The sequence below is a fragment of the Erythrobacter neustonensis genome, from assembly GCF_001663175.1.
In the GTDB taxonomy this organism is placed as follows: domain Bacteria; phylum Pseudomonadota; class Alphaproteobacteria; order Sphingomonadales; family Sphingomonadaceae; genus Erythrobacter; species Erythrobacter neustonensis.
The window spans coordinates 1925681-1952175 of record NZ_CP016033.1 but is presented as its reverse complement, the minus strand read 5'-3'; the positions used below and the strand labels follow the sequence as shown (position 1 = coordinate 1952175).

The following is a 26495-nucleotide window of genomic DNA, read 5'->3' as shown; positions in this document are numbered from 1 at the left end:
CGCCCTCAGGCCTCGCCCGCGGCGTCGACCATCGCGGCTTCGAGCGCGTCGCGCGGGCTTTTCCCGCCCCACAGCACGAACTGGAACGCGGGGTAGAAGCGGTCGCATTCGTCGATCGCGCTTTCGACCAGCGCCTGCGCCATATCGAGGCTCAAGCGCCCGTGATCGCCCAGCAATGCGCCGTGGCGATAGAGCAGCACATCGCCGTTCGACCAGATATCGAAATGGCCCAGCCACATCTGTTCGTTGACGAGGCAGAGCAGCTCGTAAGCCGCCGCGCGCTTGTCTTCGGTGACGCGGATATCGGGCAAGCACAGGAATTGCAGCACGCCGTCTTCGGGCCGCCAGATCGCGCGCAGCTGGTAATTGGCCCAGCTGCCCTGCACTTCGCCGGTCATCTCGTCTTCGGACACCAGTTCGCACGGCCAGCCGCGTGCCATGAACAGGCTTGCGAGCATATCGACGGGGGCGGCGTCATCCTCGGCGGAATAATCCATTTCCTGGGTTCTCATGGCTGTGCGCGGGGCGGCGAAAGGGGGTGTGTTTCCATCGCCGAAAGGGATGGACGCAACCGCCCCTGCTTGGCAATCGCGCATCCGAGAGGGGTTGGGGAGAACCGGACAAGCCTGTGCAAAGCCTGTGCAAAGAAATCGGGGGAAGCTAGTTAAGCGGTTGAACCGCCTCGCCTTCTTCGCTGAGCCACAGGAATACGTCGGCCCCCTGCTTCTTCAGATCGCGCACCAAGGCCTCGGCCTTGTCGCGGTTGGCGACCGGGCCGATCACGAGCCTGTTGGTCGCGCCCCAGCGTGCGGTGTGCGGCTTGTAGGGCGCCATCAGCTTGCCGCCTTCACGGCTGATCCGCTTCCAGTCGAACGCCAGCGCGTCGATCCTCTTGCCCGTCGCCACCTGCACCCAGACGCGGCTGGGGTGAGCGGGCTTGGCGGGCTCCTTGGGCTTGGGCTTGGGCTTTTCGGCGGGCTTCGCCTCGGGCTTGGGCGCAGGCGCGGCGGTGATCGGCGGGGCTTCGCGCCGAACCGCGATTCGCGTAATGTCGACCGCATCGCCCCCCACCCGCGCATCGGGAAGCGGAGCGCCGAGATCGGCAAAGGCATCTGCTACGCGCAGCGGCAGCTGCTGGACTTGCGGCTGCGGCTGGGGTTGGGGTTGGGGTTGGGGTTGGGGCTGCGGCGCTGGCTGGGGCACGGATGCTGACGCCGCAGCGTAGGTCGGCGCAGGCGGCACAGAGGCAGGCGTGGAAGCCGCAGCCACGTAGGTGGGCGCAGGCGCGGGAGCAGACGCAGAGGGAGGCCCGGCAACCGGCGCGGGCGCGGCAGCCACAGGTGCCGCAGCGGCGGGAACAATCGCCGGCGTCGTGGAAGGCTGCGGCACCGTGCCGATCGCCGAGGCCGACACCGGGGTGGTGAAGATCGTGGTGCTTGGCGGCGGAGTCGGCGCCACGGCCGCAGACGCGGTGCTGCGCGTTCCCAGCGGAGCGCCAGCGGGCGTCAGGCGGCTGTCGGCACGCTCTTCTGCCGCGAACCGAGCCAGCCGCGGATCGTCACGCCCGATATCGGCGGCGCGCGGAAAAATCCCGAGATTGGCTGCGGCGGCCTGCTGCGGCTTGGTCAAGCGCGGCATATAGCCGAGATAGGGCACCAGCCGCGTCGCCAGATCGCGCGGCATCACCTGCTCGACGATCGCCCCGGCCCGGTCGGCGTCGCCCATGATCGCCAGCCCGAAGGCGCGGGCGCGCTGCGCGCCGACATCGCGCCGGTCGAGCATCGGGCGCAGCGTATCCTCGAACCGCGCGCGGTTGCCCGAAATCGCATGGCTGATCGCCAGCCGCCGCCGCGCTTCGTCATTGCCCGGATCGAGCACGAGTGCGCGGGTATAGGCGGTCTGCGCCGCGGCATGTTCGCCGACGAGATCGAGCGTCAGCGCGCGGTCGGGAAGCACCGTCCGCTCATCCGCCCCGGCGGCAAGCGCGCGATCGAATTGCACCAGCGCCTCGCCCGCACGGCCTGCACGGAGGTAAACCGCCCCCAACCCCTGCGCGACCGCGGCATTGCCCGGATCGACCTCCGCCGCGCGCCCGAAAAAGCCGATCGCGGCATCGAGATCGTCGACACCGAGCGCGGCCTGCCCTGCCTCGACCAGCGTATCGCGGTCGCGCGGGGCCTTAGACAGCGCCACCAGCGCGCGGTTGAGCCGCTGAACCTGTGAATTGGGAAGCGCCTGCACCACCGGCCGCGCGACGGTATCCTGCGCCGATGCCGGGGCGGTCGTGCCGGCAAGAGACAGCACCGCCCCGGTCGCGCTCAGCGCAAGGGCTCTGGAAACACTGAAGCGCGACACCATGATGCGGCCTTTACCATGCCGCCGCCGTGTCGCCATCAGGCTTGCGACACGGCGCGGCTGACACGCGGTTACTGGTTGTTCTGGCGACCGAGGAAGCGCGGGATGCTGAGCGCCGGGCCATCATCGCCGTCATCGTCCTCGTCGTCGTCGCGCGCGGTGCTGCGCGACAGGTTGGCCATGCGTTCGAACAGCGTGCTGCCCCCGCCCGACGGCGCGCCGCCTGCCGGAGCCCCGCCAGCGCCATGGTCGCCGCCGCCAAGCAGCCCGAGCCGGCGTCCGCCGCCAAGCCGCGCTTCGACCGGGCGATCTTCGGCAGCCAACCGGTCCGCGCTGGCCAGCAGATCGTCCTGCACCGGGGTGCGATCGGCTTCGGCGTAAGGGGTGTAGCCATCGTCGAGTTCGAGCGCGTCGTCTTCACGCGCCGCGCCGCCGGTGCTTTCCGCACCGCGCAGACCGGCGAGCGGATCGACGATGCCATCGACATCGTCGTCATACTCGTCGCCGTATTCGTCGCCCGCCTGCATCCCGGTCAGTTCGAACGGCGCTGCCGAGCCATAGGCGTCGGCATCGTCGCCGTCAGCCTCGTCCGCCAGATCGAGCGGTTCCTCGGCGTAGCTTGCGGGCGCTGCCGGTGCCTGCGATCCGCCGCGGTCGAATGCGGGCGTGGTCGCGATGGTTGCGGGCGCAACTGGAGCGGTAGCCTGCGGCGGAGGCGCAAAGCCATTGCCTTCCGACAGTTCGAGCACCGGCCGCTTGGGCGCGCGCGAGGTGCCGAGCGAGACATTCTGCGAGCGCTCGGACTGGCCGATCGCGCTCTGCTCGATCCCGGTGGCAACCACCGAAACGCGGATCTTGCCCTTGAGGTCGGGGTTGAACGCCGAACCCCAGATGATATTCGCGTCCTCGTCGACCAGTTCGCGGATGTGGTTGGCAGCCTCGTCGACTTCGAGCAGGCGCATGTCCTCGCCGCCGATGATCGAGATGATCACGCCGCGCGCGCCCGCCATGCTGACGCCGTCGAGCAGCGGGTTGGCGATCGCCTGCTCGGCCGCGTCGAGCGCGCGGTTTTCGCCCTCGCCCTCGCCCGTGCCCATCATCGCCTTGCCCATTTCGGACATGACCGAGCGCACGTCGGCAAAGTCGAGGTTGATCAGGCCCGGCATCACCATCAGATCGGTGATCGAGCGCACGCCCTGCTGGAGCACTTCGTCGGCAAGCTGGAAGGCTTCCTTGAAGGTGGTTTCGGCCTTGGCGACCAGGAACAGGTTCTGGTTGGGAATCACGATCAGCGTGTCGACGTGCTGCTGCAGTTCCTCGATGCCCGCTTCGGCCGAACGCATCCGGCGCGTGCCTTCGAAGAGGAACGGCTTGGTCACGACGCCCACGGTCAGCACGCCCATCCGGCGCGCGGCTTCCGCGATCACGGGCGCGGCGCCCGTGCCGGTCCCGCCGCCCATGCCGGCCGCGATGAAGCACATGTTGACGCCTTCGAGCGCGCGCTCGATCTCGGCGACGGTTTCTTCGGCTGCCGCCTTGCCCACTTCGGGCCGCGCGCCGGCGCCAAGGCCGCCGGTGATTTCCGGGCCAAGCTGGATGCGGCGCTCTGCGGGCGACGTGCTCAACGCCTGCGCGTCGGTATTGGCGACGATGAACTCAACGCCTTCGATTTCGGCCGCGATCATGTTCGCGATCGCGTTCCCGCCGGCGCCGCCGATACCGATCACGGTGATGCGCGGGCGCAGATCGTCGCTGGCTGCGGGTCCGATATTGATGCTCATCTGCTGGTCCTCCAGGCGGGGGCGCGGGGTGCTCTTACCCGGTTTCCGCACATATTGTTCGTCTGTGACATAATCGGGCCACACATTTTATAGCGGCATGACCCTTATCCACAGCATCGCTTGGGCTTTTTTGCACGTTTGGCCGCTACGTCAAAGCGGTTGCTTGCGCGCTCAGAAATACTCTTTCATCGCGCGCATCAGCCGCGATGCCAACGCCATGATCCCCGCCTTGCTGGCCGCCGGGTTGTAGACGCCGGTGCGCCCGCTGCCCACCGCGCGGATATCGACCGGATCGTCGGCGGCGTAAAGGCACAGTCCGGCAAGCGTCGCAAAGCCTGGTGCATGGTGCGCCTCGGGCATTCCGGGAAGCTGCGGCGGCCGCCCCAGCCTGACCGGCTGGCCCAGCGCGCTCTGCATGAAGTCGGCCATCCCGGCAAGCTCCGCCCCGCCGCCGGTGAGCACCACCTGCCCCGCGCGCGGCCCGGCAAATCCCATCGTTTTCAGCGCCTTGCCAACCTCGCCCGTCAGCACGCCGAGCTGCTGCGTCACCACTGCGATCAGTTCTGCACGCACGATCCGGTTCTTGTCATCGGCCCCGCGCGCAAGCGGCCCGACCGGCTGACCGCTGTCGCTGCCTTCGCCGCCGAGTTCCGAGGGGCCGGTCACCGGAACCAGTTCGCGGTGATCGGACGGGCTGGCCACCGCCGAGCCGGCAACGCATTTCAGCCGCTCGGCCTGGCTGCGGCGGATCCCGAAATTGGCCGCGATCGCATCGGTGATCGATCCCGAACCCATCGCAATCGCATGAAGGCCCAGGAGCATCCCACCAGCAAACACCGCGACGTTGGTGATATCCGCGCCGATTTCGACCAGCGCCACACCCAGTTCGCGTTCCTCGGGCGTAAGGCAGGCATGGCCCGCGGCAAGCGGGGCTGCGACCACGCCTTCGACTTCGAGGTGCGCGTTCTGCACCGCTTCGGTCAGATTGCGCACCGGCGCGCCGTCCGCCAGCATCACGTGGATATCCACGCCCAGCCGTTCGGCATGCAGGCCCTTGGGATTGGCAACCCCGTGCGCGCCGTCGAGCGTGTAATGTGCCGGCTGCGCGTGCAGCACCTTGCGCCCGTCGGGCTGGATCATGTCCTGCGCCTCGACCAGCAGCGCCTCGATGTCCTCATCCTCGATCCGCCGCCCGCCGATCTCGATATCGACCGCGACCACGTGGCTCGCCAATCCCGCACCCGCACAGGCGATCCAGACGCTGCGCACCGGCGTATTGGCGCTTTTCTCGGCGCGTTCGACCGCGTCGCGGATCGCGTGCGCGGCGGCGGCCATGTCGGTGACATAGCCGCGCTTGACCCCGGCGCTGGCGCGGTGGCCGCTGCCGAGCACCTGCAATTCGCCGCTTTCGGTTTCGCCCACGATCATCGCGCTGATCCGGAACGAGCCGATATTGACCGCGGCATGGGTGCGCAGCACGCGGCGCGGCGCAGTGACGGCGCGCGATGCCATCAGGTGGTCTCCTTGCCGGCGTCGCCGCCGACATCCTTGGGCTGCCCGACCGCTTCGGGCAGACGCATGTAAAGCCTGGGCGGGGTGCGCATGTCGAAGGCGAGCACCTTGCCGCCCAGCAGCCGGTTCTTGCCATCAAGCCGCGCGAACTTGACCAGCGCGGTCGCGCCTTCGATCTCGCCTTCGGGCAGTGCAAGCAGCTGGCCGGTGGTGAATGTGAGGTTCCAGCGGCGGTTGCCGACCCATTCGGCCGCCTCGACCTTGGGCGCGAGCGCGGGGGCGGCGGATAGCAGGGTTTCGAGCGCACGCGCCTGCCGCCCGGCGCCCGGCCCGGCCAGCCGCAGCATCCCCTTCGCCTTGGCCTGCGCGATCGGTTCGAGTTCAACCCCAGTGGCATCGATCAGCATCAGCCGGTCGGCCTTTTCGAGCACGGCGTGCGGCTTGCGCTCGACGATGTCGATCGCCAGCGTATGCGGCAACTGGATCGAGACACGCGCATCGCTCACCCACGGCAGCGCGCGCAGATCGTCGCGCAAGGCGGCGATATCGACATCGGGCATCGCTTGATTGCGGACGGCGAGCGCGCGGGCATACACCTGCTGTTCGTCCATCCGGCTGGTGCCGGTGACGCGCACGTGACGCACCTCGAACCCCGCATCGGCGGCGACGGCAGCAACCTGCGCCTGCGCCAGCGCGGGCACGCCGGCCAGACTGGCGATAATGAAGGCGATCCCCACCGCACCGCCGATGATCATGGCGAGCCAGATGCGGCTCCACTGGTCTTCGGTGAAAGGCAGCACGCCCATTACCCGGTCGATCACGCCGGTCGCAGACCCCCGCGCTTTGCGCACGGTGACAGCGCGGCTTTGCGCCTTGACCGCGCGCCTGACCCCGCCGGTGCCGTTACGCCGGATCTGCTGCGCCATGCGCGCCTCCGTGCTTGGCACCGTGCACCCGCAAGGCTTCGGCGCACAGCATCTCCACCAGATCGGCATAGGCGATGCCGCAGCCCGCGGCCTGTTCGGGAACGAGGCTCAAGGGGGTCATGCCCGGCTGGGTGTTGGTTTCGAGCACGAACAGACCTTCCTCGCCCGCTTCGTCGTCCCAGCGGAAATCGGTGCGGCTGGTGCCATGGCAACCGAGCACCTGATGCGCTTTTACCGCATAGGCTTCGCACAGCGCGGTGATCTCGGGCGGCAGCTTGGCGGGGAAGATATGTTCGGTGCGCCCGGCGGTGTACTTGTTTTCGAAATCGTAGAAGCCGCTGGCGACCACCAGTTCGGTCACGCCCAGCGCGCGCGGCCCTTCGGGCCCGTCGAGCACCGCGGCAGTCAGTTCGCGGCCCTTGATGAAGGGTTCGGCGAGCAATTCGGTAAATTCCTGCCACGGCCCGCGCGCGTCGGCGCTGATCGGGTTGCCGACATTGCTGTCCTCGGTGACGATCGCGACACCCACCGACGATCCTTCGTTGACGGGTTTCAGCACATAGGGGCGCGGGAGCGGATCGCGCTCATACAGCTCTTCGCGGGTCACGATCCGCCCGCCGGGCATCGGGATACCGTGCGGCACCAACGCCTGTTTGGTCAGCTGCTTGTCGATCGCGATCACCGAGGTCGCAAGGCCCGAATGGGTATAGGCAAGGCCCATCAGGTCGAGCATGCCCTGCACCGTCCCGTCTTCCCCCGGCACGCCGTGAAGCGCGTTGAAGACGACATCGGGCTTGGCTTCATGGAGGCGCAGCGCGACATCGCGGCCCATATCGATGCGGGTGACGCGGTGGCCCTTGCTTTCCAGCGCATCGGCCACCCCCGCCCCGCTGGTCAGCGACACGGGGCGTTCATTGGCCCAGCCGCCCATCAGGACAGCGACATGGAGTTTCGAAAGGCTCACGGACGTCCCACTCTCTGAATTTCCCACTCAAGGCTCACGCCCGTCTGCGCATAGACTTTGTCGCGCACCATTTCGCCCAGCCCTTCGATGTCGGCGCTGGTGGCGGTGCCGGTGTTGATGAGGAAGTTGGTGTGCTTCTCGGAAACCTGCGCGCCGCCCTGCTGGAGCCCGCGGCAACCTGCGCGGTCGACCAGTTCCCAGGCCTTGTGGCCTTGCGGGTTCTTGAAGGTCGACCCGCCGGTCTTGGTGCGCAAGGGCTGGCTCGCCTCGCGCGCGGCGGCAATGCGGTCCATTTCCGCGCCGATCTCTGAGGGTTCGCCGGGGTGGCCCCGGAACCGCGCCGAGACGACGATCGCACCCTCGGGCAGCGCGGAATGGCGGTAGGAATACTCAAGTTCCGCGGCGCTCAGCGTGACAAAGCTGCCATCGTGCAGGATCACCGCGCAGTCGCGCAGCACGTCTGCCACCTCGCGGCCGTAAGCCCCGCCGTTCATCCGCACGAAACCGCCGACGGTGCCGGGGATACCGCGCAGAAACTCTAGGCCTGCGATCCCCAGATCGCGCGCGGTGGACGCGACCAGAATACCGCTCGCCCCGCCGCCGCAGGTGAGTTCCAGTTCACCCGAATGCTCGACCTTGGCGAAAGCCTTGCCGAGCCGCACGACCACGCCCGGCACCCCGCCATCGCGGACAATCATGTTCGAACCCAGCCCCAGTGCCATCACCGGGACTGCGGGGTCGAGCCGCGCAAGAAAGGCTTCGAGATCGTCGATATCGGCGGGTTCGAACAGCCAGTCGGCCGGCCCGCCGGTCTTGAACCAGGTATAGGGCGCCAGCGGCGCGCCTGCGGTCAGCTTGCCGCGGATGCCGTCGCGCGGCACGGGGGCCTGCACCGCTTCGCCGCCCGCGCAGGTCGGGGCCGCTGCGGCGCTTCCCGGCAAGATATCGCCCGGCTGGATCATGCCGCCGCCCGCCGCGCGGTGATCGCAGGCGCAAGCCCGGCGGCCCAGCGGGTGATGTCGCCCGCACCAAGGCATACAACGATATCGCCCGCCGCGATTTCGCCGCTGAGCGTTTCCGCGAGCACGTCGGCCCCGGCGATCTCGCGCGCGGCACGGTGCCCGCGCGCCTTCATGCCCGCGACCAGCGCCGAGTGATCGACACCCGGCAGCGGCTCCTCACCCGCGGCGTAGACCGGCGCAACATAGGCAATGTCGGCATCGTCGAAGCAGGACTGGAATTCGTCCATAAGATCACCCAGCCGGGAATAGCGGTGTGGCTGCGCAACCGCGATCACGCGCCCGCCGCTGGTGCCGACCGCTTCGCGCGCGGCGGCAAGCACCGCACGGATTTCGACCGGGTGGTGCGCGTAATCGTCGATCACCGCGACCGTGCCGCCCGGCAATTCGATGCTGCCGACGCGGGTAAAGCGCCGCCGCACCCCGCCGAACCGCGCAAAACCGGTGCGGATCACATCGTCGTTGCAGCCCATCTCGATGCTCACCGCAATCGCCGCGAGCGCGTTCTGGACATTGTGTCGGCCCGGCATCGGCAGGTGCACCCCTTCGATCCGGCGATCCTCCAGTCCGCGCTGGCGCACGATCACATCGAAGGTGTTGCCGCCTTCGGCGCTGCGGACATTGACCCCGCAGATATCGGCCTGAAGCGAGAAGCCGTAGGTGACGACCTTGCGGTCGCGCACCGATCCGATCACCGCCTGCACCACCGGATGATCGACGCAGAGCACCGCTGCGCCGTAGAAGGGCACGTTGTGGATGAACTCCACGAAAGCGCGCTTCACCCCATCGAAATCGCCGTAATGGTCGAGGTGTTCGGGATCGATGTTGGTGACCACCGCGATCGTGCCGTCGAGACGCAGGAAGCTGCCGTCGCTCTCGTCGGCTTCCACCACCATCCAGTCGGAATCGCCCAGCCGCGCGTTCGAACCATATTGTTCGATGATCCCGCCATTGATGACGGTGGGATCGATCCCGCCGGCATCGAGCAACGTTGCGATCATGCTGGTCGTCGTCGTCTTGCCATGCGTGCCGGCAACCGCGACGGTGGATTTCAGCCGCATCAACTCGGCCAGCATTTCGGCGCGGCGCACCACGGGAACGCGCGCTTCCAAGGCGGCGGCAACTTCGGGGTTGGTGCGGCGCACCGCAGTCGAAGTGACGACCACGGCCGCACCTTCGACGTTTTCGGCGCGGTGGCCGATATGCACCGTCATCCCGCGCGCGCGCAACCGCTCGACGCTCGGCCCTTCGGCGATGTCGGACCCTTGCACGGTATAGCCGAGGTTATGCATCACCTCGGCGATGCCCGACATCCCGATCCCGCCGATCCCGACGAAATGGATGGTGCCGATATCGGTGCCTACGCCCTTCATTATTCAACCCGTTCCTTTGCCGCCTTGCGCGGTGTGCCGGTGGCGGGCCGCAAGGCTGCGGCAACTCCGGCGCTCTCGCCCACGCGGATCACGTCCATCAGATCGATCCCGCTCATGCTCTCGACCAGATCGGCCAAGTCCTTCGCCGCATCGGGCCGCCCGCAATTGAATGCGCAATGCGCGGCATTGGCGAGGCTGGCAGGGTTCATCGCCATCGCCTGAATCTGCTTGGCGAGTTCCTTGGGCTGGAAGGCGTCCTGCCGGATCATCCGCGCGCCGCCCGCGCGCGCCATCTCGCGGGTGTTCGCGGCCTGGTGATCGTCGGTCGCGATCGGCAAGGGCACGAGGATCGCGGGGCGGCCCACTGCAGTCAGTTCGGCAATCGTCGATGCGCCCGCGCGCCCGATGAACAGATGCGCGCCGGCCAGCCGTTCGTGCATGTCCTCGAAATAGGTGCCGAGTTCGGCGGGAATATCGTGGCTGGCATAACGCCCGCGCACCGCGTCGAGATCTTCGGGGCGGCACTGCTGCGTCACTTGCAAGCGCTGGCGCAGCGCGGGCGGCAGCATGGCCAGCCCGTCGGGCACCACTTCGGACAGGACGCGCGCGCCCTGCGATCCGCCCGTCACCAGAATCCGGAACAGGCTTTCATCGGTGAAATCGGGGAAGTCCTGTTCGCGCAAGCGCAGCACCTCGGCGCGCACCGGGTTACCCACCAGATGCACCTTGCCCGCGTGCTTGGGCGCGAGCCGGTCGACCTGATCGTAAGACGTGGCAATCGCATCGACGCGGCCCGCCAATAGCCGGTTCACCCGGCCCAGCACCGCGTTCTGTTCGTGAACGATGCTCGGCAGGCCCGCCGATGTCGCCGCGAGCAATGCGGGCAGCGCAGGATAGCCCCCGAAGCCGATCACCGCGGAAGGCTGAAAGCTTTCGAACAGGCGCAGCGCCATCGCGCGGCCCTGCAGCACCGCGCGCACCCCGGCAAACCAGCCCAGCGGGTTTTTGCCGAACCGGCCGGCGGGCAGGACATGCGCGGGCATGAAGTCGGGCTTGCCTGGAATGTTCGCGCCGCGCTCATCGGTGATCAGCGCGACATGGTGGCCGCGTGCGTTCAGTTCTGCGGCCAGCGCGAAGGCCGGGATCAGGTGGCCACCAGTGCCGCCTGCGGCCAGCACGAAGTGGCGGGATGCACCCTTGCGGGGTTCGCTGCTCATGGGCGTTCTTCCTTACGCTCGATCAGTTCGCGCAAGGACCCTCCCTCGCGGGCGAGGAACGGATTGCGCCGTGTAATCGCGAGCAATAGCCCAAGCGTGAAGCACACCGCCAGTGTCGATGAGCCGCCATAGGAAATCAGCGGCAGCGTCATCCCCTTGGACGGAAACAGCTTGAGGTTGACGAGGATGTTGATGAAGGCCTGCCCGCCGAACTGGGTGATGAGCCCCGCGCCCGCGAGCAGCGCGAACAGATTATCCTCCCCCGTCAGCCGCACCAGCGCGCGCAGCACCAGCGCGCAGTAGAGCAGCACGATCATCCCGCAGACGATCAGCCCGAATTCCTCGCCGATCACGGAGAAAATGTAATCGGTGTGCGCTTCGGGCAGGTTCATCTTGCGGATGCCGAGCCACAGGCCCGTGCCCGTCCACCCGCCCGCGGTGATCGTGCGCTGCGCCAGATCGACCTGGTCGAACGCGGTGCCGCCGCCCAGAAACCCGTCGATCCGGTGGCGCGCATTGTCGTAGAACACGTAAGCGAGCGTCAGACCGACCACGCCGAGCCCGCCCAGCGCCGCAATCCGCTGCCACTGCAAGCCCGCCAGCAGGACCATCACCAGCCAGATCCCGCCGAACAGGATCGCATCGCCAAGGTTGGGTTGCAGCATCAGCAGCGCGGCGATCAGGCCGAAGAACCCGGTTACGAAAGCGATCACCGGCAAGCCCGGATCGCGCAGCTTCCAGCTCAGAATCCAGGCGCAGATGATTGCAAAGCCGGGCTTCAGGAATTCGGACGGCTGCAGGCTCATACCGACATTGATCCAGCGTTTCGCGCCGTTCTTTTCCTCGCCGATGATCGGCACCACGAAAAGCAGCGCAAGCATCACCGCGCCGACCAGAATGCCCAGCCTGCGCGCGGAATCGCGCGACAGGAAGCTCAAAGCCAGCATCAGGCCCAGCCCCAGCGTCTGGAACACGATGTGCCGCTTGAAGAACATGAATTCGGGGACGCGTTCCTTCAGCGTCGAAAGCTGGTCCGCGCTGGCGGGTGATGCGGCCGCGACCGCGACGATGCCCACCGCCATCAGCAGGCAGATCAGCAACAGCAGGACGCGGTCGATTTCGCGCCACCAGATCCGCACCCGGTCGCGCAGGCGGCGCTGCGCCGGGACCGGGGCAAGATAATTGCCGCTGGTGCGCGCGCGGTTCTGCAAGGCAAATGTGCGCGCGTTCATGATCCGGCAGGCCCGCTGGCGACCGGTTCGGCGGCAAGGTCGACACAGGTTTCGCACCCGGTGATCGCGCCGACCATCTGGCGGAAGTGATGCCCGCGCTTCTCGTAATCGCGGAACTGGTCATATGATGCGCAGGCGGGCGACAGGAGCACCACTTCGCCGGGCCGTGCGGCTTCGACCGCGCGGCGCACCGCCTCGCTGATCAATTCGCAGCGTTCGACCCTGATCTCGCCTTCGAGCAGGCCTGCGAACATCGGCCCGGCCTCGCCCACGGTATAGGCCGCCGCGACATTGCCGAGGTGATCCGCACACGCGCCCAGCCCGTCATCCTTGGGCAGGCCGCCGACGATCCAGTGGATGCGCGGGGCTCCATCATTGATCGCGGGATCGGGCGGGAAGGCAGCGAGCGCAGGCGCTGCCGATGCGGCATTGGTCGCCTTGCTGTCGTTGATGAAGGTAACGCCCGAGACTTCGCAGACACGCTCCATCCGGTGCGGCAACCCGCGATAGCTCGCAAGGCCCGCCGCAATCTGCGCATCTTCCAGCCCGAGTTGGCGGCAGATCGCCACTGCGACCGCCGCATTCTGCGCATTGTGCGGGCCTGCGAGCGATGGCGAGCGCGCTTCGGCAAGTCCGTCGGCGGCAAGGTCGCCTGCCGCGACCCGCACCACGGGCTTGCCCTCCGCCGTCAGCGTATCGGCAACCGCCAGGCTGGGCGCATCATCGGTGCAGATCACCGCGACCCCATGCTGCTGCATCCCGAACAGGCGCTGCTTGGATGCGGCATAGGCGGCAAAATCGGCATAGCGGTCAAGGTGATCGGGGGTGATGTTGGTCAGCGCGGCGACATCGCAATCGAGGCTGAAGGTCAGATCGATCTGGAAGCTCGACAGTTCGAGCACATAGACGCCGCCTTCGGGCAGCGCCGCCTGCCCGAGGATCGGATCGCCGATATTGCCGCCCATCACACAGGGCACGCCGTTGCTGTGCAGGATATGGTGGACGAGCGCGGTGGTGGTCGATTTGCCGTTGGTGCCGGTGATGCCGACGACCTTGTGCGGCGGCAGATCGGCGCGCGCGGCGGCGAACAGTTCGATATCGCCGATCACCGGCAGGCCATATTGCCAGGTATGCGGGCCGATGGGATGGTTGTTGAGCGGCACGCCGGGCGAGACGACCACGCCTGCAAAGCCGGTGAGATCAAGCTCCAGCGGATCGATCAGCCGGCATCGGCCTTCGAACACTTCGCGCGCATGCGGCTGGCGGTCCCAGGCGATCACCTCCGCGCCGCTTGCAAGCAAGGCTTCGGCCGCGGCCGCGCCCGATCGGGCAAGACCGAGCACCGCGAAACGCTTACCCTTGAAGGCGGCAGAGGTGATCATGCGCGTGCAGCCTTCCCCTTACCGCAGCTTCAGCGTCGAAAGCCCGATCAGCGCGAGCACGATCGCGATGATCCAGAACCGGATCACGACCTTGCTTTCCTTCCAGCCGAGCTGTTCGAAATGATGGTGGATCGGCGCCATGCGGAAGACGCGCTTGCCGGTGCGCTTGAACCAGAAGACCTGTACGATCACGCTGACCGCTTCGAGCACGAACAGGCCGCCGACGATCCCCAGCACGACTTCGTGATGCGACGCAACCGCGATCGCGCCCAGCGCCCCGCCCAGCGCGAGACTGCCGGTGTCACCCATGAACACCGCCGCGGGCGGCGCGTTGAACCACAGGAAGGCAAGCCCCGCCCCCATGATCGCCGCGCAGAAAATCGCCAGCTCGCCCGCACCGGGCACATGCGGAATGCCGAGATAGGAGCTGAAATCGACCCGGCCCACCAGATAGCAGATGATCGCGAAAGTGCCCGCCGCGATGATCACCGGCATGGTCGCCAGACCGTCGAGCCCGTCGGTCAGGTTCACCGCGTTGCCCGCGCCCACGATCACGAAGGCGGCAAAAACGTAATAGGCCGGCCCCAGCGGAATGCTCACCCCGGTCAGGAAGGGGAGATAGAGGTTGGTGTTGATCTGGCTGACGATCAGCCAGCTGGCGATCCCCGCCACCACGAATTCGGCGAGCAGCCGCACCCGGCCCGGAACGCCCGCATGGCTGTTCTTCGACACCTTGTCGTAATCGTCGAGGAAGCCGATGATCCCGAACCCGATCGTGACCGCGAGGCACGCCCAGACAAACGGGCTGGTCAGATCCATCCAGATGATCAGCGACAGCGTGAGCGAGACGAGGATCATCAGCCCGCCCATCGTGGGCGTGCCGCGTTTTTCGAGGTGGCTTTGCGGGCCGTCGAGCCGGATCGGCTGGCCCTTGCCCTGCCGCACCCGCAGGAAATTGATGAAGCGTTCGCCGATCAAAAGGCCGATCAGCAATGCGGTCATCAGCGTCGCGCCCGCACGGAAGCTCTGGTAGCGCACCAGATTGAGGATGCCTTCAAAGCCAAGCCACTCGGCAAGCAGGTAGAGCATTCAATCGTCCTCAAGCGCGCACCGCCGCGGCGGTTTGGCGGGAATTTCAGGCAGGCGTCGTTACGTCAGCTGCGAAACCAGCTTGCCGAGCCCCACCGAATTGGATCCTTTGACCAGCACCGCGTCGCCCGCGGCAAGGCCATAGGTCCCGAGCAGTTCGATCGCCTCGGCAGGGTTATCGCAATGCGCGAAGGTCAGCCCCTTGCCAAGCATTGCCGCAGGCAGTTTCCCCAACTCGTCCGCCAATGCGGCCATCTCGGCCCCGACCAGCACCGCGTGAACCACGCCGGCCTCAAGGATCGGGTTGGCAAGCTGGCGGTGGAAGGCGTCGGCAAAGTCGCCCAGTTCCTTCATGCTGCCCAGCACCGCGATCCGCCGGGCGGCGGTGGTCTGGCTCAGCGCCTTCAGCGTGGCGCGCATCGAAGCGGGGTTGGCGTTGTAGCTCTCGTCGATCAGCAGCGCCGTGCCGCCGCGCACCGCGATCTGGTGGCGCGCACCGCGGCCCTTCATCCCGCCGAGTTCGGCGAGCGCCAGCCCGGCGCTTCCCAGATCGCCGCCCGCCGCGCGCACCGCGGCAAGCACGCCGAGCGAGTTGACGATCCAGTGTTCGCCCGGTTCGGCGATGGTGTAGCACACGCGCCGGTCGCCCAGATCGGCGGTCACCAGCGAACCCGAACCGCCCGCCGCCGGGATCGCGTCGAGCAGCCGCACATCGGCGGTCCTCGCGCGACCGAAGGTAACAACATGTGCGCCGCAAGCCTTGGCGTGGGCAATCATGCGCTCGGCAAATTCGCTGTCGGCCGGAACGACCGCGACCCCGCCGGGCACGAGGCCGGTAAAGATCTGCGCCTTTTCATCCGCGATCCCCTCCATGCTGCCGAGGTTCTCGATGTGCGCGGGCGCGATCGTGGTGATCAGCGCGACATGCGGGCGGACGTGATCTGCCAGCGGGGCAATCTCGCCCGCGTGGTTCATCCCCATCTCGAACACGCCGAACTTGGCTCGCGCGGCCATCCGCGCGAGGCTCAGCGGCACGCCGACATGGTTGTTGTAGCTGCGTACAGAGCGATGCGCCGCGCCGCGGCTGGAACGGTCGAGGCAGGCGAAAATCGCTTCCTTTACCCCGGTCTTGCCGACCGATCCGGTCACCGCGATCCGCACCGCATCGACTGCACGCTCGCGCGCGGCGTGCGCCAGCGCGTGGAGCGCGGCGGTGGTATCGGCAACCAGCACATGCGGATAATCGACCGGGCGGTCGACGATCGCGGCGACCGCGCCCTTGGCAAAGGCGGCATCGATGAAGCGGTGCCCGTCCATCGCTTCGCCCTTGAGCGCGACGAAAACGTCGCCCGGCTTCACATCGCGCGAATCCATTTCGACGCCGGAAGCTTCGAAATCGTGGCTGGCAACACCGTCGGTGGCGGCGGCGATCTCGGCAGCGCTCCACAAGGCGAGCGGCAGGCTGTCGCGCGGACTGACCGGCCATTGGTGCAGCATCGGGTGGGCAAGCGGCATGTTCATCAGCACTGTCCTCCGGCGCATTCGCGCGCAACTTCGACATCGTCGAAGGCTTCGATCCGCATCGTCTCTCCCGCCCCGAAGATCTGACCCTGTTCGTGGCCCTTGCCCGCGATCAGGACGATATCGTTCGAACCTGCCTCGGCAATCGCGGCGGCGATCGCCTCGCGCCGGCCTGCGACCTCGCGCGTGTTCTCTCCGGCCCCCGCCATGATCGCGGCGCGAATTGTGGCCGGATCTTCGGAACGCGGATTGTCATCGGTGACGATCGCGACATCGGCGGCGCGCGCGGCGACTTCGCCCATCTGCGGACGCTTGCCCGCATCACGGTCGCCGCCCGCGCCGAACACCACGATCAGCCGGCCTTGTGATGCCACATGCGGGCGCAAGGCGGCAATCGCCGCCTCGAGCGCATCGGGGGTATGCGCATAATCGACATAGGCCGGCGCGCCCGCCTGGTTCAGCGCCGCACGCTCGAGGCGTCCGCGCACGGGTTGCAGGCGGGTCAGCGCATCGAACACGGAAGACGCCGGCACACCCGTTGCCAGCGCCAGCCCGGCCGAAACCAGCGCATTGGCCGCCTGATAGGCTCCGATCAGCGGCAGGTTCAGCTTGCGGACGGCGCCTTCATGTTCGATCTGAAGAACCTGCCCCAACTGTCCGGGTTCGCGGGCGATCAATTTGAGAAACGAACCGCCCTCGCCCACGGTGAGCACTTCGAGCCCGCGCGCCGCTGCGGTTGCAATCGCTTTGGCGGTCCATTCCGACCCATCGCCTGCATCGTGGATCACTGCCGGAGTGCCGGTCGCAGCAACCTCCTTGAACAATCGCATCTTGGCCGCGAAATAGCTTTCCATCGAACCGTGATAGTCGAGGTGATCGCGGCTGAAATTGGTGAACGCCGCCGCCGACAACGTCAGCCCTTCGTTGCGGAACTGGTCGAGCCCGTGGCTCGATGCCTCGTAAGCCACGTGGGTCACGCCTTCGCGGGCGAGCCCCGCCATGTTGGCGAGGAAGGTGACGATGTCGGGGGTGGTCAGCCCGGTCGACACGCTGCCATCGGGCGTGGTCACGCCCAGCGTGCCGATACTCGCCGCGCGCTCGCCCGCCATGCGCCAGATCTGGCGGGTCATTTCCACGCAGGAGGTCTTGCCGTTGGTCCCGGTCACCGCGACCAGCGTGGCGGGGTATGGCGCGAAGAAGCCTGCGGCAAGCGTTGCGAAGGCCCGGCGCGGGCTTGGATCGGCGATATGCAGCGCGCCTTCGACGACAGCCTCGGGCCGCGCAACTACCGCGATCGCGCCTGCGGCAACCGCAGCGGCAATGAAATCCTCGCCGTTGACGCTCGCCCCCTGAAACGCGCCGAACACCGTGCCCGGGGCAACCTTGCGGTGGTCGATCGCAAAGCCGGTGACTGCGCGCGCATCCCCGCCCGCAAGGCCGGCGCGGGCCAGAAGATCGCCGAGCGTCATTCGCCCTTGTCCACCAGATAGCGCAGGTCCGAAATATCGACATCGCGCCCGTTGTCGGGGTTCACGCCCAGCATCGGCCCGATCCGCGGCACCAGCTTGCCCACGATCGGGGCCGAGGTGAAGGCGGCGGTGCGCTGGAAGCTCGATGCGATCGTGCCCTTGGGCTCGTCGACCACGATCACCACGACATAGCGCGGCGCATCCATCGGGAAGGCGGCGGCAAAGGAGGAGACGAGCGCGGTCTTGTTGTATCCGCCCACGCCCGCCTTTTCGGCCGACCCGGTCTTGCCGCCTACGCGGTAGCCGGGCGCATCGGCGCTGCGGCCGGTGCCGTAAAGCGAGATCATCCGCAGCATCTGGCGCATCTTGGACGAGGTCGATTCCTTGAACACCCGGCGCCCCTGCGGCACATCGGCAGGCGCCAGCTTCATCAGCGTGGCCGGACGCCAGATCCCGCCGTTGACCATCGCGGCATAGGCGCTGGCAAGGTGCAGCGGGGTCACGGCGAGGCCGTGGCCGAAGCCCACGGTCATGTTGGTCACGCGGCTCCAGTCGCCCTGCGGCCAAAGCGGCTTGCCGCGCGCGGGCAGTTCGATGAACGGGCGGCGGTCCATGCCGAGGTCGATCATCGCGCGGCGCAGGCGTTGCGGGCCGAGTTCATCGGCGACGCGCGCAGTGACGGTGTTCGACGAATGCACCAGCGCCTGGGGCACGTTCATGCTTGCCCCCATTGCGTGCGAGTCCTTGATCGTGCGGCGCCCCACCGGCACGGGCGCCGCGTTCCACTGGCGGCCCAGATCGCGCACCACGCCCGCATCGATCGCGGCGGCGACGGTCAGCGGCTTGAAGGTCGAGCCGAGCTCGTAAACACCGTTGGTCGCGCGGTTGAAGACATTGACCGCGCCCGCCGCGCCCGCGGTGTTGGGATCGAATTCGGGCAAGGATGCCATCGCCATCACTTCGCCCGTGTCGACATCGAGCACGATGCCCGCCGCCCCGATCGCGTTGGTCGACAACATCCCGCGGCGCAGTTCGTCCTCGAGCGCGCCCTGAACGCGGACATCGATCGACAGCGCCACCGGCTTGGTGCGCATTTCGGGATGGCTCAGCCGGTCATCGAGCACCTGCTCCATCCCGAGCTTGCCGCCCTGATCCTCGACCACATAGCCCAGCACGTGTGCGCCCAGCGTGCCTTGCGGATAGTAACGATCGGTCTCGCGCGGAATTTCGAGCGCGATTTCGCCCAACGCAAACACCTTGTTCGCCTCTTCGGGCAGAATGCGGCGGCGCAGGTAGCCCGACTTGCCCGATGCGAGCCGCTTGGTCATGCGCGCTTCGTCGATATCGGGGAAGATCGCCTTCAGCGCCGCGGCCACCTCGGCCGGGCTGCGCACCAGCGCCGAACCGCTGTCCCCCATCGCCTTGGGGTTGAACCACATCGCGTAGGCGGGGAACGCGCGGGCGAGCGGCGCGCCGCTGCGGTCGGTGATTTCGCCGCGCGGGGGCAGCAGCGCTTCTTCAAGGCTGGTGCGCTGCGGCGCATTGCCGCCAAGGCCCAGCGAGACGATCCGCACCAGCGCGATCAGCGCGATCACCACAAAGGCAAGCAGCAGCAGCAACAGCCGCATCCGCGCCGACCAAAGGGCCTGTGCGCGCAGGCCTGCGCTGGGCAGGCGGCCAGCCGGAATGACGGGGGTGGCAGCGTGGGCTGCCAGCGCGTTCATTCGCCGGTTCCCTTGGCGGCAGCCGCACTGATGCGCGCGGGCGTTTCAGCGCGCGCGGGCCGGATGGGGGAGGCATCGATCAGGAAATCGCCAAAGGCCTGCGCGAACACCGCGCCCGCGTCCTTCTCGGACGATGCCGAAGCCAGCGTGACCTTCGCGCCCGACACGGGCGAGCGCATCGGGGCGTCGTCGCTGGCTGCGACCTCGGCGCCATCATTGCTGGCCAGCCGGATCGGATCGGGCGCATTGGGGCCGCGCACTTCGCCAAGGCTTGCCAACTGGCGCTCGCCTTCGAGGAACTGGCCCGCGCGCGGCGCTTCGTAACCGAATTCGACGCGGTTCCATTCCGCAAGCTGGCGCTGGCTGGCGCGGGTTTCGAACTCGGTTTCGAGCAGCAACGTCTCGCGCTGCAGGCTGATCAGCTGGCGTTCGGCGAGCAGCACTTCGCTGCGCACCGCATGCACCCGGAAACTGAGCACCACCACCGCGGCAAGACAGACCGCAAGCACAGCGGCCCAGCCAAGCGAACGGGCCTGAGAGCTGGTCATCATGCGGCAAGGCTCCTCGCTGGGGCGCCGGTGCGGATCGCGTGGCGCAAGGTGGATGAACGGGCGCGCGGGTTGCGGGCGATTTCGGCCTCAGATGGTCTGATAGCCTTGGAAACCTGCGCGAAGGTAGGCGCAGGACCCGGGATTTCCCCGGGCAGATGGCGTGAAACCGCACGTCCCGCGCCCGAAGCGGTCTTGAAGAACTGCTTGACGATCCGGTCTTCGAGGCTGTGGAAGGTGACCACCGCCAGAACGCCGCCCTCGCCAAGCAGCGCCTCGGCTGCGGCAAGCCCGGCTTCGAGCTCGCCCAGCTCGTCGTTGACGTGGATCCGCACCGCCTGGAACGTGCGGGTCGCGGGGTCTTTCTTGTCGTGCGGCTTGTGCCCCAGCGCGCGGCGCACCACGCGGGCCAGCTCGCCCGTGGTGGTCAGCGGCCGCGCGGCCACGATCGCGCGCGCGACACGGCGCGACTGGCGCTCTTCGCCATAGGTGTAGAGCACGTCGGCGATGGTTTCGTCGTCCGCGGTGTTGAGAAAATCGGCCGCGCTCTCGCCCGCCTGGCTCATCCGCATGTCGAGCGGGCCGTCGTGCATGAAGGCAAAGCCGCGCTCCCCCTGATCGAGCTGCATCGACGAGACGCCGATATCCATTACCACCGCATCGACCTTGGCGATGCCCGCAGCGGCCAACTCGCTGCGCATCGCGGAAAAGCGGTGTGGGTAGAGTGCGAGGCGGCCATCATAGCGCGCGACCATCGCTGCGCCTGCGGCAATCGCATCGGGATCGCGGTCGAAAGCGTGCACGTTCGCGCCCGCATCGAGCAACGCGGCGGAATAGCCGCCTGCACCGAAGGTCGCATCGACAATCGCCATGCCTTCGCGCGGACCGATCGCCGCAACCACTTCGTCGAGCAGCACGGGAATGTGCGGGGCGTCTTGCGCGGTCATGCGGCACCCCCCTTGCGTGCGCCGGCGAGCAGCGTTTCGCACGCGGCCTGCGCGCTTTTCCATTCGGGGCCCATCAGCTTCAACTGCTGCGGCGCCCAGATGAAGAAAAACTCACCCGCGGCCTGGAAATAGAGGCCATCCTCGACCTTGCCGAGTTCCTTAAGGTGCTCGGGCATCACGAAGCGGCCCGAATCGTCGAACGGAAGTTGCTCGAACCCGAACAACTGGGCGGCGCGCACTTCGCGGTCGAAATCGGGCTGGTTCATGCGGATCGCGCGCTCTTCCTCGCGGTCGAGCTGTGCGTCGAGCTTTTCGGTGCGCGACAGGCCGAAGCCGATCAGGCAATCGAAGCGGTCGTGCGCGGCAAGGCACAGCGTGCGGTTGCCGCCCGAGCTTTCCTTGACGGCCTTGCGGAAGGCGGGCGGGAGCACAAAACGGCCCTTCTCGCCGGCGGGCGAGTAAGCTTGGCCATTATATCCTCCAAATGCAGACACGTGCCTGCGATCCCCTTCAAACCCCCGAGGTGCCGAAGGCCGGCAAACCCCTGATGACGCGCTATAATCCCCCGGACACGCCCTCCCCGTTCCGGCCGCAGCAAGGCGTGCGGCACGGTCTGCGCCAGCCTTGTGGCCGGACGCACGACATACAGGCGTGTCTGATGGTCCCCGGTCATATCGGGGAACACGGGGGGATGGAAGGTATTTTTCGGGGATTTTACGGGAAAACTTGGCAATAGCCTGATATTACTATCTTTTCCGCAATATCGGACGATATGCCACTACCCGGAAGGATAAGGCAAAACCCTGAATTTCCCGGAACAAATCGGGAATTTGGCAGGCAATCCCCGGCCCTCCCTGAAAGCGACTCCGGCGCGTCCCGCAATTTCCCCGAACCTCATGGCAGCGCGGCTTTGATCACCCGCGTCAGCGCGCGCGGTTCGCCTTGCGAAAACGCTTCGTGCTCGAACACTGCGGCATCGGCGATCAGCGTCACGCTTCCCTTGCCCACGCGGCATCGCGCCGCCGCGCCATCGGCCAGCAGCGTGCATTGCGCGGCCTTGGCATCGGTGACCACGATCTCGCCCGCAAGCTCGGTCGGCAGCATGGCATCGCCCAACGTGCGCACCTGCACATCGCCGGGCTGCGCATCGTCATAGCGCACCATCATTCCCCAGCGCGCCACCACCGGCGGGATCTGCGCAGCATCGACCGGGCGGCGCGGATCGCCCAGCGCCAGATCATATTCGCCCGTCAGCATCGGATCGAGGGCAAGTAGCAATCGCCCCCCGCCGCGCACCCAATCGTCGAGCGCGACATTGTCCGCCGGCGACAGCCCGCGCGGCTGGATGATCGCGATCCGGTCGAGCCCGGCGAGCGGATCGGTCTCCGGATCCTGCGGGCTCAGGCCGGGGATCGACGCCAGGCTGTCGAGCGGTTGAAGCACGTAGCTGCTTTCAAGGAGCACGCGCTGCCAAGGTGCTTCCGCCGTGCCGCTGGCGATTTCGGCGACCCCGGCGCCAAGCGGCCAGTAGATCGGCAGGCTGGTCATCAGGCCCAGCCGCGGCCGGCCCTCAGGCACATCGGCCAAAGCGGGCGTGTCCGCCGCAACCGGCGCGGCGGCGGCGGTCTGGGCGCTGGTGGGCGCATCCTTGCACCCGCCTGCCAGCGATACCGCAGCCAGCGTGAGCGACAGCCAGCCTGCGCGCACCGGCCCGTTACCGGGCCGCAGGGTCATCGCCCGCTTCGTCGGCAGAGCGCGGCAATGCGCCAACGTTCGGGCTGGCCGAAGGGTTGGGCTGCGCGCCGATATCGGGCACCACCCCTGCATCGGCGAGCGGATTGGCCTGTGCGCCCTCGACGCTGGGCTCGGTCGTGGGTGCAGCTTCGGGCACGGCCAGTTTGTCGTTGCGATCTGCCTGCCCGCCGATGATGCTGGCAAGCCCTACCAGCAGCACCATCGTCCCGATCCCGGCAAGTCCGACCTGCAAACGCTGCACCGCCTCGGCGCGCGCGGTGATGGGGGTATCCCGGTCGAACGCCTCGTCGGCCGGGGCAGCGGCAGCATCCTCGCCCGTCCGGGTGCCTCTGCCGATCCGCACCGCCGATCCGGCGCCCGACAGCGCGCGGCGCGGGGCAAACAGGCTGCGCTGGTTCATCCGCCGCAGCCGCTCGCGCCAGGACAGGCGGTTCATGCCGCAGCCGCTCCCTTGGCGAGCCAGCCGAACACCGGCAGCCCCTTGGCGCTCAGCCATTCGGCGTTGTAGAGCGTCGAGAGGTAACGGAAGCCCGTGTCGCACAGGATCGTGGCGACCTGCGGACGTTCGCGCCCTTCGGCCACCAGCTCGCGCCCCAGCATCACCGCGCCTGCGACGTTTATCCCTGATGACAGGCCAAGGCACAGCCCTTCCTCGCGCAGCAGCCGTTCGACCCAGACAAGGCCTTCCTCGTCGCTGATGCGGTATTGCGTGTCGATCGGCGCGCCTTCGAGATTGGCGGTGATCCGCCCCTGCCCGATCCCTTCGGCGACCGACGATCCTTCGGCCTTCAGTTCGCCGTGCGCGTAGTAATTATACAGCGCCGCGCCGTGTGGGTCGGTCAATGCGATGCGGATATTCTCGTCGAAGGCCTTCAGGCCCATGCCCACGCCCGCGATCGTTCCCCCGGTGCCTGCCGCGCAGGTAAACCCGTCGATGCGCCCGCCCAGCTGCTCCCAGATTTCGGGCGCGGTGCCTTCGATATGGGCCTTGCGGTTGGCGACATTGTCGAACTGCCCGGCCCACACCGCGCCCGGCGTCTCCTCGGCCATCCGGCGCGAGACATGCTGGAAATGCGCAGGGTCGGCATATTTGGTCGGCGGCACCAGCACCAGCTGCGCCCCCAGCGCGCGCAGCGTGTCCATCTTTTCCTTGGACTGGTTGTCGGGCATGACGATGATCGTCTTGTAACCCAGCGCATTGGCGACCAGCGCGATCCCGATGCCGGTGTTGCCCGCGGTCCCTTCGATCACCGTGCCGCCGGGCTGCAATTCGCCGCGGCCTTCCGCATCGCGGATCATCCACAAGGCCGCGCGGTCCTTGACCGAGGAGCCGGGGTTGGCAAATTCGCACTTGCCCCAGATGTCGCAGCCTGCGGCTTCTGAAGGGCCGGCGAGGCGGACGAGCGGGGTGTTACCGATCAGTGCGAGCGTATCGCCAAAGGGGCGCGTGATGTTCATGCGCGCAGAGTTAGGCGTTCGCAGCCTCCGCCGCAACGGCGAAGTCCCTCACGCCAGCGCCAGCACCGCCTGCGTGGCCGTGTCTTCGGTGAGCTTCTCGGCCTTGCGCACCGCGGCTTTGAGCGGCAGCAGCCAGCCGCCATGCGCCTTGGACGGGAACAGCGAGGTGCGCCACGTGGTCGCGCCGATCGTGGCCTCGACCGGGACCGAACCCCAAGCCGCGGGATTGGCGGCGTTGGCGCGGATCGCCTGCGCGGTGTCGCCGCCCACCACGAGGAAATACCACGCGCCCTTGGCGGCGACCTCGCCCGGGCCGGGCCACAGCATTACCGGGCCGCCGACAGTCCACGGGCCGGCCGCGCCATTTTCGGGCGCGTGGCCCAGTTCATCGCGCAGGAACCGGGCAAGATCGGCGTCCACCCCCGGCCCCTTTCGCGATCAGTCTTCCGGCGCGATCGTGACGTGCAGGCCGTCGAGATCCGCGGTCAGCGGGATCTGGCACGACAGGCGGCTGGTCGCGACGCGGTGATCGGAGGATTCGAGCAGATCGTCTTCGTCTTCGCTGATCTTGGGCAGCTTGTCCGCAAACGCCGGGTCCACGACCACATGGCAGGTCGCGCACGAACAGCATCCGCCGCACAATGCCAGCAATTCGTCGAAGCCATTGTCGCGGATCGCTTCCATCACGGTCAGGCCATCGCCGACCTCGATCTCGCTGGTGGCGCCTTCGCGGTTGGTGACGACCAGTCTGGGCATGGATCGAAATTCCTTTTCGGCTATTGGGCGCAAGAACGGCCGCTGTCAGAGTGCGGCATGGCTGCTAAGACACTCTCGGGGCCAAGGCAAGTTAAGGAAAATGCGAGTGGGATTGTCGGCCGAACAATTGCGCGCGGACTTGGATGCGCTGGCTGCGCGCGATCCGGTGGTGGCCCGCGCGATCGAACGCGTCGGCTATCCCGATGCGCGCATCCGCGAGCCGGGCTTTGCCACGATGCTGCGCACGATCGTGGGGCAGCAGGTATCGGTCGCATCGGCCCAATCGGTGTGGCGCAAGCTTGAAGACGAGTTGGGCACCGACTTTGCCCCGCAGGCGCTGCTGTCGCGCGATTTCGACACCTTGCGCGCCTGCGGCTTGTCGCGCCAGAAACAGGGCTATGCGCGGTCCTTGTGCGAACTTGCGGAGAGCGGCGCGCTCGACTTTTCGGCGCTGCCTGCGGATGATGAGGAAGCGATCGCGCTGCTGACGCAGATCAAGGGGATCGGGCGCTGGTCGGCGGAAATCTATCTGCTGTTCGCCGAAGGGCGCGGCGATATCTGGCCCGCGGGCGATCTGGCGGTGCAGGAAGGCGTCAAGCGGCTGTTGAAGCTGGACGAGCGCCCCGGCGAAAAGGCCACGCGCCAGATTGCCGAACCATGGTCGCCGCAGCGCGGCAGCATGGCGGTGTTCATCTGGCATTTCTACGCCAACCCGGCCCTGTAGGCCCGGACAGCCGGACAAGGAGCGCGATGCCGATGATGCCCGCCAGTGCCCATCCCGACGATCCGCATTATGTCCACCGCACCGGATGGCTGCGCGCAGCGGTGCTGGGAGCGAATGACGGGATCATCTCGGTCGCATCGCTGATCATCGGGGTAGCGGCGGCCACGACCGATCCGGCGCCGGTGCTGGTCGCGGGTGTCGCGGCGCTGATGGCGGGCGCGATGTCGATGGCGGCGGGCGAGTATATCTCGGTTTCCAGTCAGGCCGATTCCGAACAGGCCGACATCCGCCGCGAACACGAAGCGCTGCTTTCCACCCCCGAGGACGAGGAGCGCGAGCTTGCCGCGATCTACCGCGAACGGGGGTTGAGCGCCGAGACCGCCGCGCTGGTCGCGCGCGAACTGACCGCGCTCGACCCGCTGGCAGCGCATGTGCGCGACGAGCTGGGCCTGTCCGATCATCTCGCCGCGCGGCCCTTGCAGGCGGCGCTGGCCTCGGGCGCGACCTTCAGCGCGGCGGCGGCGGTGCCATTGATCGCGGCCTGGGCCGCGCCGGCGGGTGCAATGATGTTGACGGTGGTCGCGGTTTCGGTGCTGGCGCTGGCGGTGCTGGGCGCGGCGGGCGCGAAGGCCGGGGCAGCGCCGCTGCTTCCGGCAACCTTGCGGGTGGTCGGCTGGGGCATCTTCGCGATGGCGACCACCGCGCTGGTGGGACGCTTGTTCGGTGTCAGCGTCTGAGCCCCC

25 protein-coding genes are annotated in these 26495 nt (G+C 67.6%); 2 read left to right on the top strand and 23 right to left on the bottom strand.

Annotated features, from left to right (window positions below):
• Positions 1-5: 5 nt before the first annotated feature.
• From A9D12_RS08945 to A9D12_RS08835, 23 genes are all read right to left on the bottom strand, one after another.
• Positions 6-512 carry a type III secretion system chaperone family protein gene (locus A9D12_RS08945; RefSeq protein WP_068351005.1) on the bottom strand — a complete coding sequence of 169 codons (507 nt, stop codon included), beginning with the start codon at positions 510-512 and terminating at the stop codon, positions 6-8.
• Between the two features lie 148 nt (positions 513-660).
• Positions 661-2304 (bottom strand): tetratricopeptide repeat protein, encoded by a 1644-nt coding sequence (locus A9D12_RS08940; RefSeq protein ID WP_231889585.1) that lies wholly within the window; start codon positions 2302-2304, stop codon positions 661-663.
• A gap of 122 nt (positions 2305-2426) precedes the next feature.
• Positions 2427-4136: a cell division protein FtsZ gene (gene ftsZ, locus A9D12_RS08935; protein WP_068354123.1), complete on the bottom strand. Its 1710-nt coding sequence runs from the start codon at positions 4134-4136 to the stop codon at positions 2427-2429.
• Positions 4137-4307: 171 nt separating this feature from the next.
• Positions 4308-5648: a cell division protein FtsA gene (gene ftsA, locus A9D12_RS08930; protein ID WP_068351001.1), complete on the bottom strand. Its 1341-nt coding sequence runs from the start codon at positions 5646-5648 to the stop codon at positions 4308-4310.
• The gene (locus tag A9D12_RS08925; RefSeq protein WP_068350999.1) at positions 5648-6574 is read right to left on the bottom strand and encodes a cell division protein FtsQ/DivIB; all 927 of its coding nucleotides are present in this window, start codon (positions 6572-6574) and stop codon (positions 5648-5650) included. Before A9D12_RS08925 ends, ftsA begins: the two co-directional genes overlap by 1 nt.
• A complete protein-coding gene (locus tag A9D12_RS08920) occupies positions 6552-7505 on the bottom strand; it encodes a D-alanine--D-alanine ligase (RefSeq protein WP_068350995.1) in 954 nt (317 codons plus the stop codon). The genes A9D12_RS08925 and A9D12_RS08920 overlap by 23 nt, the downstream gene beginning before the upstream one ends.
• Before the next feature lie 29 nt (positions 7506-7534).
• Entirely contained in the window at positions 7535-8500 is a 966-nt protein-coding gene (gene murB / locus A9D12_RS08915) for a UDP-N-acetylmuramate dehydrogenase (RefSeq protein ID WP_082925485.1), read from the bottom strand.
• A complete protein-coding gene (murC, locus tag A9D12_RS08910; RefSeq protein ID WP_068350994.1) occupies positions 8497-9930 on the bottom strand; it encodes a UDP-N-acetylmuramate--L-alanine ligase in 1434 nt (477 codons plus the stop codon). The genes murB and murC overlap by 4 nt, the downstream gene beginning before the upstream one ends.
• The gene (gene murG, locus A9D12_RS08905) at positions 9930-11147 is read right to left on the bottom strand and encodes an undecaprenyldiphospho-muramoylpentapeptide beta-N-acetylglucosaminyltransferase (protein WP_068350993.1); all 1218 of its coding nucleotides are present in this window, start codon (positions 11145-11147) and stop codon (positions 9930-9932) included. Before murG ends, murC begins: the two co-directional genes overlap by 1 nt.
• The gene (locus A9D12_RS08900) at positions 11144-12379 is read right to left on the bottom strand and encodes an FtsW/RodA/SpoVE family cell cycle protein (protein ID WP_068350992.1); all 1236 of its coding nucleotides are present in this window, start codon (positions 12377-12379) and stop codon (positions 11144-11146) included. Before A9D12_RS08900 ends, murG begins: the two co-directional genes overlap by 4 nt.
• Positions 12376-13761, bottom strand: coding sequence for a UDP-N-acetylmuramoyl-L-alanine--D-glutamate ligase (gene murD / locus A9D12_RS08895; RefSeq protein ID WP_068350991.1), 1386 nt, complete (start codon positions 13759-13761; stop codon positions 12376-12378). Before murD ends, A9D12_RS08900 begins: the two co-directional genes overlap by 4 nt.
• Positions 13762-13779: 18 nt before the next feature.
• Complete coding sequence (gene mraY, locus A9D12_RS08890) at positions 13780-14850, bottom strand: phospho-N-acetylmuramoyl-pentapeptide-transferase (protein WP_068350985.1); 1071 nt, start codon at positions 14848-14850, stop codon at positions 13780-13782.
• Between the two features lie 60 nt (positions 14851-14910).
• Positions 14911-16371 (bottom strand): UDP-N-acetylmuramoyl-tripeptide--D-alanyl-D-alanine ligase, encoded by a 1461-nt coding sequence (locus tag A9D12_RS08885; RefSeq protein ID WP_068350984.1) that lies wholly within the window; start codon positions 16369-16371, stop codon positions 14911-14913.
• Positions 16371-17840, bottom strand: a complete 1470-nt coding sequence (locus A9D12_RS08880; RefSeq protein ID WP_068350983.1) for a UDP-N-acetylmuramoyl-L-alanyl-D-glutamate--2,6-diaminopimelate ligase — start codon at positions 17838-17840, stop codon at positions 16371-16373. Before A9D12_RS08880 ends, A9D12_RS08885 begins: the two co-directional genes overlap by 1 nt.
• Positions 17837-19564, bottom strand: a complete 1728-nt coding sequence (locus tag A9D12_RS08875) for a peptidoglycan D,D-transpeptidase FtsI family protein (protein ID WP_068350980.1) — start codon at positions 19562-19564, stop codon at positions 17837-17839. The genes A9D12_RS08880 and A9D12_RS08875 overlap by 4 nt, the downstream gene beginning before the upstream one ends.
• A complete protein-coding gene (locus A9D12_RS08870; protein ID WP_068350979.1) occupies positions 19561-20115 on the bottom strand; it encodes a hypothetical protein in 555 nt (184 codons plus the stop codon). The genes A9D12_RS08875 and A9D12_RS08870 overlap by 4 nt, the downstream gene beginning before the upstream one ends.
• Positions 20112-21059: a 16S rRNA (cytosine(1402)-N(4))-methyltransferase RsmH gene (gene rsmH, locus A9D12_RS08865; protein ID WP_068350977.1), complete on the bottom strand. Its 948-nt coding sequence runs from the start codon at positions 21057-21059 to the stop codon at positions 20112-20114. Before rsmH ends, A9D12_RS08870 begins: the two co-directional genes overlap by 4 nt.
• Positions 21056-21490 carry a division/cell wall cluster transcriptional repressor MraZ gene (locus A9D12_RS08860; RefSeq protein ID WP_231889584.1) on the bottom strand — a complete coding sequence of 145 codons (435 nt, stop codon included), beginning with the start codon at positions 21488-21490 and terminating at the stop codon, positions 21056-21058. Before A9D12_RS08860 ends, rsmH begins: the two co-directional genes overlap by 4 nt.
• A 463-nt stretch (positions 21491-21953) precedes the next feature.
• Entirely contained in the window at positions 21954-22793 is an 840-nt protein-coding gene (locus A9D12_RS08855; protein ID WP_068350971.1) for a motility-associated ABC transporter substrate-binding family protein, read from the bottom strand.
• Entirely contained in the window at positions 22774-23250 is a 477-nt protein-coding gene (locus tag A9D12_RS14525; RefSeq protein ID WP_082925484.1) for a hypothetical protein, read from the bottom strand. Before A9D12_RS14525 ends, A9D12_RS08855 begins: the two co-directional genes overlap by 20 nt.
• On the bottom strand, positions 23247-24272 hold the full coding sequence (locus A9D12_RS08845; RefSeq protein WP_068350969.1) for a cysteine synthase A: 1026 nt from the start codon (positions 24270-24272) through the stop codon (positions 23247-23249). Before A9D12_RS08845 ends, A9D12_RS14525 begins: the two co-directional genes overlap by 4 nt.
• A 48-nt stretch (positions 24273-24320) precedes the next feature.
• A complete protein-coding gene (locus A9D12_RS08840) occupies positions 24321-24692 on the bottom strand; it encodes a DUF1905 domain-containing protein (protein ID WP_068350967.1) in 372 nt (123 codons plus the stop codon).
• An 18-nt stretch (positions 24693-24710) separates the two neighbouring features.
• Complete coding sequence (locus tag A9D12_RS08835; RefSeq protein WP_068350965.1) at positions 24711-25028, bottom strand: 2Fe-2S iron-sulfur cluster-binding protein; 318 nt, start codon at positions 25026-25028, stop codon at positions 24711-24713.
• 106 nt (positions 25029-25134) lie between these two features.
• Here A9D12_RS08835 and A9D12_RS08830 point away from each other — a divergent pair, with 106 nt between their 5' ends.
• Positions 25135-25752: a DNA-3-methyladenine glycosylase family protein gene (locus A9D12_RS08830; protein WP_068350962.1), complete on the top strand. Its 618-nt coding sequence runs from the start codon at positions 25135-25137 to the stop codon at positions 25750-25752.
• A gap of 32 nt (positions 25753-25784) precedes the next feature.
• Entirely contained in the window at positions 25785-26489 is a 705-nt protein-coding gene (locus tag A9D12_RS08825; RefSeq protein WP_068354115.1) for a VIT1/CCC1 transporter family protein, read from the top strand.
• Positions 26490-26495: the final 6 nt, after the last annotated feature.